General features: G+C 36.7%; 4 protein-coding genes. All 4 read left to right on the forward strand.

Annotated elements, in window-relative coordinates; genetic code table 11:
• The first annotated feature begins 145 nt into the window (after window positions 1–145).
• Complete coding sequence (locus CUC53_RS12770) at window positions 146–1,252, forward strand: stealth family protein (RefSeq protein ID WP_100294518.1); 1,107 nt, start codon at window positions 146–148, stop codon at window positions 1,250–1,252.
• A complete protein-coding gene (locus CUC53_RS12775) occupies window positions 1,245–5,477 on the forward strand; it encodes a CDP-glycerol glycerophosphotransferase family protein (protein WP_100294516.1) in 4,233 nt (1,410 codons plus the stop codon). Before CUC53_RS12770 ends, CUC53_RS12775 begins: the two co-directional genes overlap by 8 nt.
• A 138-nt stretch (window positions 5,478–5,615) precedes the next feature.
• Window positions 5,616–8,033, forward strand: a complete 2,418-nt coding sequence (locus tag CUC53_RS12780) for a DUF6270 domain-containing protein (protein ID WP_100294517.1) — start codon at window positions 5,616–5,618, stop codon at window positions 8,031–8,033.
• A 14-nt stretch (window positions 8,034–8,047) separates the two neighbouring features.
• Window positions 8,048–9,016: capsular polysaccharide export protein, LipB/KpsS family (locus tag CUC53_RS12785; RefSeq protein WP_476692212.1), on the forward strand; the 969-nt coding region annotated here is incomplete at its 3' end.

Genomic DNA, 9,016 nt, shown 5'->3' on the forward strand with positions numbered 1-9,016 from the left:
GAGACCAAATCGCTGCAAATTACCAAAGACTTTACCAGCGTGCTGTATCAAATCGCCGTCTCGGCGGGCGTGTTGGTGGCGTTGTGATTGGCTCATATAACAAGGTATGGGTGTTTTTTTCGGCACAATATCGTCATTTAATATCATGAGAAAAGCCAAAAAATTCTTTAGGAGTCCCGGTATTTTTATTCGGGACTACCTCAATAAAAAATATCCCGTTATCCGCAATGAGATTGCTTGCTCTGAAGATGAAGAACATGTGTTGATACGTCATGATCTCGACATGGAAAATCAAATAAAAATAGATTTTCCGGTCGATGTGGTATTTACGTGGGTCGATGGCAGCGACCCACGTTGGCGCCAACAATATGATCACTATCGCAATACAGTCGATGCAACCAGATTGGGTCGGCATGCTATTGATCCCGCCAGATTTAGCAATCACGATGAATTAAAATACTCGCTTGCCTGTGTCCTTGAGTTCCTACCTTGGGTTCGCCGCGTGTATATCGTTACCGACCAACAGCGACCCCCATGGCTAACGGAAAGTGATCGGGTACGGATTATTGATCATACCGTTATTATAGACAGGCAATATCTGCCTACATTTAATTCCCATGTTATTGAAGCCCATCTGCATAAGATACCCGATCTGGCAGAGCACTTTATCTATTTTAATGATGATGTATTTGTCGCGAGACCATTACCTGCAGGTCACTTTTTCAGAAGTAATGGCATCGCCTCTCTATTTATGGCAAAGAAAAGCTTAACCAAAATGAAAAGTAAGGGTGTTGACACCCCTACCCTTTCTGCATCATTAAGAGCCGTGGATATATTAAATAATCGATTTAGTGTCATCGTTGATAATCCATTAGTACACACCTACGTTCCTTTACGAAAAAGTATGTTTACTGAGGTTTGGCAGCACTATCAGGCGGATATATCATCATTTTTACCAAATCGTTTTAGAACCAACCATGACCTTAATCTACCGACGTTTCTTGTGCCTTGGTATTCGTATATGCGTGGCACCGCGGTCCCAACACGCGACATCTGTTATTACTTTAATGCCAGATCGCCGGCCGCAGCAGCTCATTTTAAAGCACTTGAGATTGCAAAACAAAAAGGAACTTTGCCACATTCATTTTGCGCCAATGACTTTAATTCAAAATTGAAACCAACTATAGACTATAAATATTTCCTTAGTTCGGCGTTAAAAAAATATTTTGAATACGGAAATAATCATGCTTAATAGAAAGTTTAGAAAGCTTTTCAATAATCCAAAGTTATTTTTATCTGATATGGCTATCAAACATAGCAATAAGATTAGCTATTTTAAGCCGAAGAATATGGAGGGCCACTATCAGTATACTGTTATATCGGCTGTATATAATGTAGGTCATTATCTTGATGATTATTTTGAAAGTTTGGTCAAGCAACGGTTAGATTTTAAAAAACATATCCAACTGATCTTGGTTGATGATGGTTCAACAGATAACTCTGCAGACATTATTAGAAGATGGCAAAAAAAATACCCTAAAAATATAATGTATCTATATAAAGAAAATGGAGGGCAAGCATCTGCCCGCAATGCTGGCATTACTCATGCGAATACAGAATGGATTACATTCATTGATCCAGATGATTTTATGGATTACGATTATTTCAGTGAAGTAGATAAATCAATTTATAAAAATAAAGATGCAGCACTTGTCTGCTGCAATATGATTTTCTACATGGAGGATAAAAAAATATATTCAGATGGACATGCACTGAATTATAAATTTAAGGATTGCAATAGTCATCATTCCATATCAGATGATCCACATGGAATTCAATTGAGTGCCCCATCAGCATTCTTCAGAAATGATATTGTAAAGAGTAATAGCATTATATTTAATCAAAACATAAAACCTAGTTTTGAAGATGGAGAATTTGTTTTAAGATATAAAGCCCACTCTTGTGGAATGATGGTATTAAATTTAAAGACAGCAAAATATTACTATAGGCGACGTAGTGATAATTCATCTACTGTTAATACGGCCTGGACAAAAAAAGAACAATATAATAACGTTCTACTTTATGGGTTTATCTCATCACTTAAATTCTATCAGGAAAAGTTTGGTTACATACCTGAGTTTGTACAGAAAACAATATTATATCATTTGTCTTGGTATTTTATGTTATATTCAGGCTCAGCAAGAGGGATTCCAATACTTGATGATGTAGAACAAGATAATACACATAATTTAATAACTGAAACATTATCATATATAGATAGTCATATTATTTGGAAATGTAAGACACCTGGATTTAATTACTATTATAGATTAGGTGTTACCAATTTATCTGCAGCAAAAAAACCACACTTTGATGTTGTTTACATAGATGAAATCGACCAAAACAAGAAGATAATTAGGATTAACTTTTATCATTTAGAATCAGAACCTTTTATCGATATATCCTTAAATGAAGTAAGTATTCAACCAATTTCGATTAAAATAAAAGATCATTTATTTCTTCACAAGTCATTTATAAAACAACAAATTATTTTGATTAAATATGAGTCTGATCAAGATGAACTAGCATTTGCAACCTTAAGTAGCTCTACCACTATATCTATGGCTGGGCAAGATTTTAAAAAAATAGCGATCTCAGAAGCTATAAAATTAACGTCTCCTGCGAAAAAATCATTGGATTCAGAGGCTAAGACTCTATTATATGTAAGTAAAGAAACAAGCATTAAAAGAAGATATAACAATGCTTGGCTTTTTATTGATCGCATCAGTAAAGCATCTGATAACGCTGAAGCATTATACCGATTCTGTAAAGAAAAAAATGAAAACTGCTTTTTTATAATAAATAAAAATTGTGATGATTGGAATAGATTGGAAAGCGATGGCTTCAATTTGATTGAATACGGCTCAGATGAGCATAAAATGGCATTACTTAATGCTAAATACTTAATATCATCACACACCGAAATCAGTTTGCTCAGTAAAAAAATATTTGGTGAGCATTTAAAATATAAGTTTATTTTTTTACAGCATGGTATCACGCTAAATGATGCGTCAGACTGGCTTAATAAAGAGAGAATAGATCTATTTATAACAGCCACATTAGCAGAACATAATTCAATTACATCACAAAATAACAATTATAAATACAGTAATGCTAATACTGTATTATGTGGTTTTCCTCGTCATGATTGTTTAGTTAAGAATCATGATTCGAAAAAAATTGTTATCGTGCCCACTTGGCGTTCATATTTGACCGGAGGCGTCGATAAGACCACTGGTCTAAGAAATGAAAATGATAATTTCGCAAATAGTGAATTTTATATAAAGTGGAACGAGTTATTAAATAGCGTAGAGTTTCATTCTATATGTGAAGAGAAAAAATGTGATGTATATTTTTTATTGCATCCTAATATGAATCAGTATAAAGATTTTTTTACCTCTAATTTAGAAATAAAAGTTCTAGATCCACTTACAACAAATTACTCTGAACTGATATCTAATACGTCATTACTGATTACCGACTATTCGTCGATTGCCTTTGATATGGCAGTGTTAGAAACTCCAGTAATTTATTACCAATTTGATTATGAGAGAGTATATTCTGGAGCACATACAATATCTAAAGGTTATTTTGATTTTATTACTAATGGTTTTGGCCCAGTCGTATACGAGAAACCAGAAGTAATAAAGCAAATGAAATATATCATAGATAGAAATTTCTTGCTGGAAAACGTATATTTGTCTCGGATCGTCGATACCTTCCCCTACAGGGATAATAATAATAGTAAACGTGTATACAATGCTATCTATGGTAAAATGGAGTTTGTAGATACTGAAAAAATTACTGATGATAGTTTATTTATTCATGCAAACAATGCATCAATTTCTCAGAAATGGAATTTTGCAGAGAAAAGATGGGCTAACATAAAATCACTATCCTCTAATCCATCAAATGAAGTGTGTCTTAAATTAGTTGAAAGTATCAGAAACCAAGGCCATTTATCGAAAGCGGAAGATTTATATAAAAGCATAAAAAATGAATCTTCTTTAAATACGTATGATTTTATAAGAGAGGCTGCATTATTATCTATCTGTCGCCATAAATGGAGCGAAGCAATAGTTAATTTTAAGAGACTACCTTACTTCAATGATCTTGATTTTATTTTGTGCTCGAAAGCATACTCAGAATTAAAATGGAATAGTGAAATCGTTGAACATCTTAAACAAATTAAAAAATTGTATGACATTAATCACAATGTTTATAAAATATGTAAAGCTTATTACTATATATCTATAAATTCATTCCAAGATGCTCTTGATTTACTTCAGGTTGAATTCAAGCATGCAACCGAAAAAGAATTACGGCGATTTAAACCTCAGCTTATGATGGCTAAGTGTCTAAGAGAGCTAAATAGACTCGATGACGCTGCACAGTTCTTGGTTAATTATGAGAAGCATACCAGAAACGACCCTATTTGTAGGGAGGAGATATCCCAATTAGCATATGCTAGGGGGAATTATGATAAAGTTATTAAGCAAATAGATTTAGCGTATAAAAACCATAAAGATCTTCCTGAGTCATTAGCAATAATAATGATAAAATCTTTTCAGAACAAGATTAATGATATAGCCACCACGCAATACTACAGTAATAATGATGACGTCATTCTGCTAAGAATTAAGTATTTGCGAGAGCATGGTAATATTGCACAGGCTAAGGCTCTACTTGAACAGTACTTTATGAGTAAAAATCGAAGTGAGTGGACTGACTCAGTTTATTTTGAGGCAGCAGGAGTTGCAATGGCTTCACATGATTGGCAACTAGCTATTACTCATTGGGATTGTTTGAAATTACATGACGGTATAAGTGGTATGGCCAGAATTCGATGTCTGGCTGAATTAGGCAGATCTAAAGCCATAAAGCGAGTTTTGATTGATGCATCATGGCTCTCAGATTTATCAACTGCACAGAAAAATTTTGCTCACGCATTATATCATGTAGCAACTCGTGACTGGGATAGCGCCATTCATCTACTACAAATGGCCATACCAGTGTATGAAAAACTTGAGTTTTTAGTACATAAACCTCAGTTGTGGTTGTCGCGGTGTTTCCGAGAAAAAGGACTTCTTATCGATGCCGGACTTCAGTTGGAATCATATGAAAAACACACAAGAAACGACCCCGAGTGTAGAATTCAAATAGCAAAATTAGCTTTGGCAAAGAAAAACTTTAAAAAAACCATTTTACAAATAGAAAGGGCTTTCCCAGATACGTTAAATACTCCTGATGATATCGCTGCTATTATGATATATGCATTAAATCAACTCCAATTATTTGAAAAGTCTGCTCAATTCATGCGCTCTATACCGGAAAATAAATTTTCATCCGTTGCTAAACATGTCGAAATTATAATAAAAACACTAAATGGCATTCCATCAAAATCTGTAGCTGCATAAGTAATATTAAGCATTAATAACCTATACCAGTAGATTTTATTGGCAACTCGCATAGTTCATGAATATTCCAAGCGCTAAACAGGGCCAGAATAGTCAGCTAAATATCCTAATAGGATAGGTTATAAGGATAAATATAAAATGAAAGACCAAGAAGAAATTTATGAATTTGAAAATCAGAAAATAAAATATAAATTTCAACCATCAAAACAAGACAGAAAACACCTGCTGATTATTTTTTCAGGTTTCGGCTCTGGCTCATCAGTTTCGTATGATTTTACTGGGGCCCCCTCTGGGCATTGCCGTTCAAACATTTTGTGGATTAAAGATGAAATCGATTCAGAGTGCACCTATTACCTAAGTACAAGTAAAGATTTTAATATCGAAAAAGCCATCATATCCTTGGTTAATAATAAAATAAAATTACTGGGCCTAGGTAAGGCTGAGTGTACGCTGATGGGCTTTTCTAAGGGCGGGAGTGCTGCTCTTTATTATGGTTTGAAATACGATTTTATAAATATAATTTCATCATGCCCCCAGACTGCAATAGGTTCATATGTAGCTAAATATTGGCCTCACACAGCCGAGAATATGATGGGTAATACACCATCAGCTGAAAAAATTGATTATTTAGATAATCTAATACCTGGCCTTCTTTCCGCTGATAGACTAACTGATAGAAACATCTATCTCATCACATCTCCAAATGATGAACAATATTCGACACAAATAGAACCTTACCTTGCTTACTTTTCAAGGTATAAAAATTTTAGCTTTATTTTTACTAAGTCAAGTATGGTATGGCAGCATAATAAGGTTACTAGATATAACTTGCCTATCATACTGTCAATAATTTATGCGCACGGAGAAGGAATATATCCTATCTTAGGGCAGAATATAAACGGTGTTGATTTAAATCAGGACCTATCAAGACACAATATAATTTCAAATCAAAAGTCAGAAAAGAAGGCAATATCAACCGTCAGTAACATTTATTTTTTGGATGGGAAGCTATACATTAATGGTGTTGCTTTCATTCGAGGATATGAATGTCCAAACTATGAAAATATAAAACATACATTGATTCTTAATGGGAAAAATAACAAATATCGATTTGTGTTAGGTAAGCTTTTAAACAAAGACATTAATTATAATTACTTCTATCAAACATACTGTGACTATTCTGCTGCAGCATTTACAACTGTTGGACAAAAAGGTATAGATATAACTCATCTTGAAAAAGATGCGTATGTCTTATCTGTTGAGGTTGAATCTGCTGGAACGGTAGTATCCGCTCCCTTGAAGTCAAATAATAATATTAACTATAACGCACTGATCGGATCTGATGAATTATATATCGGCTCCACAGATTTTGGGTTGATAATCCATCGGAAGAGTATTTTAACAAAAAGAAGTCAATCTCATTTTGAGATTACATCAACATGGTATAAAGATAACCTATTACACCTAGAAGGAATATTTGCCGTACAAGGTGTAAATGTGAGTAGCTGGGGAGATGCCTCCTATTATATAGTACTCCAGTCTGAATCAGACTCGCATCCATTTAAAATAGGAATGTTAGACCTTGTAACTACAGAACCTTTGTTTGATGACACTCATGATATCTACTCAAAATCCTATTTTTCTACGGTTGGTCGTAAAGGCGTAGATATAGGATCAATTCCACGTGGAGAGTATGATGTTTTTGTTGTCATGAGCCATCACGGTAAAATTTTCACTCAAAACACTAGTAAATCAATAATATGGGATGGAGTTTCCATATCATCATTCAATGATGTAACACATGTCGGTATTATTGGCTCTTGTGTTACAAGAGATAATTTTAATTCAAGATTTAACTGTAACTACAAAGATAAATTTATTTGTTCAGCATTACAAAATCAATCTTCACTTGTAAGTGTGGTTTCTCCAGCGATAAATATTAGTGATGATAGTTTTAGTGATTTAGACCCATGGAGTGCAAAAGATACATTAAGAGACTTTCAAAAAACCATATGGAACGATCTTCAAGAAAAGCAACCTGATGTACTAATTTTCGATTTGTTTACTGACGCTCGTTTTACATGTATTAGTGTTGATAATTCTTTTGTGACTCTTAATGAATGGAAATTGGCAAAATCGAATTATTTCAATACGATTGTAAACAATGAAAAAATAGGTATGGATATTAATGAAAACCAGTTCCTAGAAATATTTAAACGTGGTTTGTTAACTCTAAAGGATCGATTACAGTCATGCTGCCAAAATACTATTATCGTTTTACATGCCGCTAGAGGAGTTCAATATTACTGTGATAATGGTGAAGAGAAAAATTTCAATTTAAATTTCGTTAATACTCTCAACGATAGATGGGAGAAATTGGATAATATATTTATAGACGTGTTCAATCCTCTTGTAATAGATGTCTTTGAAGGGGAGGTTTTTAAAGGAGACGGTGCACACCCTTGGGGATGCAGCACTGTCCATTACGAAAATAAATACTATAGCCGTTTTCTCTCTAAATTAGAGTATGTTTTATTAGAAAAGCGCACTTGTTAATTATGATCTGGACCATGTCAAAGGGCATTTTTAAACGGGATGCACAAATTAATTTATGTTTAGATGGGCATCTTAGGTACTATAAATTTAATAGTGTTCTGCATAGTGATGATATATTCGTCGGCTGGGGCCAAAAAGCCAATACCCGTCAGATTAAACAACGGGCCCACGCGTTGGGCCTGCCTTATTGGCAATTAGAAGATGGCTTTATCGGCTATGTCGGCCACCCCGCCAAGGGGGGGCTCGCGCTGTCGCTGATTGCTGACCCTGTCGGCATCTATTACGACGCCCGCCAACCCAGTCAGTTAGAGCAGCTGATTGCCACCCCCTGCGATAGCGCCTTGCTGGCGCGGGCCGAGCGGCTAATGGCGGATCTGGTCCGGTTTGGCATCACCAAATACAACTGCTATGCCAGCAGTGAGGCTCACCAAGCAGGGAGTGGCGATCTGCTCTCGCGTTTGCAGGCCGATCCACGGCCACGGGTGTTGTTGGTGGATCAGGTGGCGGGGGATTTGTCGATCCCCGGCGCCTTGGCCAGCGAGGCCGATTTTCTGGCAATGGTGGCGGCGGCGCGCCGCGCTCACCCAACCGCGCGGTTGCTGCTGCGCACTCATCCCGATACCCGCTTTAGCCACCGGTGGCGGCGTCGCAAGCGCGGGGTGCTGGCCCGGTTGGCCGCCCGCGATCCGGCATTAGCGGATCTGGAGGTCATCAGCGAGCCTTGCCATCCCCACGCCCTGATCGGGCTGGTGAGCGCGGTCTATACCGTGTCGTCGCAACTGGGCTTTGAGGCGCTGCTGCTGGGCAAGCCGGTTCATTGCTTTGGTATGCCATTTTATGCCGGTTGGGGGCTGACCCACGATAGTCAGCGCTGCGAGCGGCGCGCGCAGGCGGTGACGGCACTAGCGGCAGCAGGACAAGGGATCTCGCTGCCGCAACTGGTGGCGGCAGCATTGATCTGCTATCCCCGCTACCTTGATCCC

This window comes from Aeromonas cavernicola (assembly GCF_002795305.1).
GTDB lineage: Bacteria > Pseudomonadota > Gammaproteobacteria > Enterobacterales > Aeromonadaceae > Aeromonas > Aeromonas cavernicola.

Excerpts from the sequence above, each read along its gene's own strand:
- CUC53_RS12770 (WP_100294518.1), top strand. The coding sequence starts at position 146 with ATGAGAAAAGCCAAAAAATTCTTTAGGAGTCCCGGTATTTTTATTCGG.
- CUC53_RS12775 (WP_100294516.1), top strand. The coding sequence starts at position 1,245 with ATGCTTAATAGAAAGTTTAGAAAGCTTTTCAATAATCCAAAGTTATTT.
- CUC53_RS12780 (WP_100294517.1), top strand. The coding sequence starts at position 5,616 with ATGAAAGACCAAGAAGAAATTTATGAATTTGAAAATCAGAAAATAAAA.